Origin of the sequence: Synechococcus sp. R8-2 (assembly GCF_047461715.1) — a bacterium.
Lineage (GTDB): Bacteria > Cyanobacteriota > Cyanobacteriia > Thermostichales > Thermostichaceae > Thermostichus.
The window spans coordinates 1-1,826 of sequence record NZ_JANSHQ010000720.1; the positions used below are offsets into that span (position 1 = coordinate 1).

Below are 1,826 nucleotides of genomic sequence, written 5' to 3' on the forward strand. Positions count from 1 at the left end.
TCCGTCCCGCTACCGCGAAAGGTGCTGGGGCAGAGGTCGCCGCCACCGGTCAACACCAGGCCATCCACCCAAGACAGCAAAACCTGGGGCTCGCTTTCGCCTGGGGGAAAAAGAACAGGGATCCCTCCGGCAGCACGAATGGCATCCACATAGCGGCCTGGCGCTACAAAGTCTCCCTCGTCATTGCGGTTGCGGGTGGTAACGCCGATGAGCGGTCGATTTGAAAAAGGGGATGTCCGATTCATCCTTCTACGATAGCCTCATTTCCCAATGTTGATGGTGCTATGCCTACGGCAGAGGAACCGCACCACTGTCCTGAGCAGAAAAATCCAAAGTTTTCCCCCGCGATAGGAGTTAAATCTCGTTGTTGCGCAACGCTAACGCAAAGGGATCCCAGAAATCGCCGAAGCCATTAACCTTTCCCAAGGAAGTAGCGGCGGCTGATCCCTTGGGCCAGCAAGACGAACAACACCAGGGATCCCTGAATCACACCGGCCAAAGAAGACTCCAATTGCAAAGAGAGAGGCAGTTGCAAGCTGCCGATGTTAAGACTGCTGAAGAAAAAGGCAATCGGCAAAATCAGCAGGGGGTTAAAGCCTGCCAGCATCACCACCAACAAGGCCAGAAAGCCCAAATTGCTGGAGATATTGGGGATGAGGCGATGGAACAGAGCCAACACCTGCAAGGCGCCCGCCAGCCCTGCTAAGCCCCCACAGCAGGCAAATGCCATGAGCAACCTGCGGGTAGCCGGGATCCCCAACCGGAAAGCAGCTACAGGGTTTTTCCCCACCGCCCGCAACTGCAGGCCGAAGCGAGTGTTGCCCACCACCAGCACCGTCAGGGCCAAAGCCAACAGGGCCAGCAGCAACGCCACCGGACTGGCCTCTGACTGCCCCCAGGTGGGCAACCACAGACGGGGATCCAACACTTCCGTCCCGCTCATGGAAGCCACCCCCGGCCTTTTCCAAGGGCCGAAGATCAGGTAGAGCACCCAACCTTGGGCAACAAAATTCAGCCCCAGCCCAGCGAAGATCTCGTTGACACGCCCCCACACATTCAGGATCCCGGCCAACAGGCCCCAGCCCGCCCCGCCCAGGATCCCGGCCAAAAGCGCCAAGGTAATGGCCAGTGGCGGCGGCAACCATCCCGCTTCCAGACGCACCAGAAACGTGGCCGCAATTGCCCCGACCACCATTTGCCCTTCGATGCCCAAGTTGTAGAGACCGGCAACAAACGTAAACACCAGCCCACAGCAGCAGAGGACAAGGGGAGCCAGCGTTGCCAAAACCCGGCCAAACTGAGCTTCAGTGCCGAAGGCCCCCTGCCACATGCTGGCCGCCACCTGGAGAGGTGAAGCTCCCGCCAGCAGGATCACCCCCGCCACAAATAGCAGCGCTGCCAGCCAAGCCAATCCCTGGATTACCCAGGTACGCTCTAGAGACACCCACGACCGGCCCGATTCCGCTATTCCCGCCATGCTTTAACACTTCCTAGGATTCTTAAACTTAAGATTTTTAAACTCAAAGAGGCTCCCCGCTGCCCTGCTCCAAGAGGGGATCCAAACGGCGCACCAGTTGCCAGCCCTCCACCGCCGCCAGAGGTTGTAACCCCAAATCCCGGATCTCCACCTGTTCTGCCTGCACCGGAGATACCCAAAGGTAGTCTCCATGCTCCCCTCGTCGCAGAGCCTGATCATCCACCCATCTCCCCGGATTAGGGGTATAAAAAGCGATGGCCTGGGCCTGACAGACATCCGGCAAGCCGCTGCGGCCAATATCCACCACCGTCTCCCCAGCCTCTGTCGAGGACTCCCTCCGAATAGCGCG

The 1,826-nt window shown here is 59.1% G+C and carries 2 protein-coding genes and 1 pseudogene; all 3 read right to left on the reverse strand.

Annotated elements, in window-relative coordinates; all coding sequences use genetic code 11:
• A partial coding sequence (locus NW819_RS14205) for a gamma-glutamyl-gamma-aminobutyrate hydrolase family protein (protein ID WP_414414146.1) occupies window positions 1-245 on the reverse strand: 245 nt, incomplete at its 3' end.
• Window positions 246-412: 167 nt separating this feature from the next.
• Window positions 413-1,444 carry an ABC transporter permease gene (locus tag NW819_RS14210; protein WP_414414147.1) on the reverse strand — a complete coding sequence of 344 codons (1,032 nt, stop codon included), beginning with the start codon at window positions 1,442-1,444 and terminating at the stop codon, window positions 413-415.
• Window positions 1,445-1,520: 76 nt separating this feature from the next.
• Window positions 1,521-1,826: pseudogene (locus NW819_RS14215) on the reverse strand (dolichyl-phosphate-mannose--protein mannosyltransferase); the annotation flags it as partial.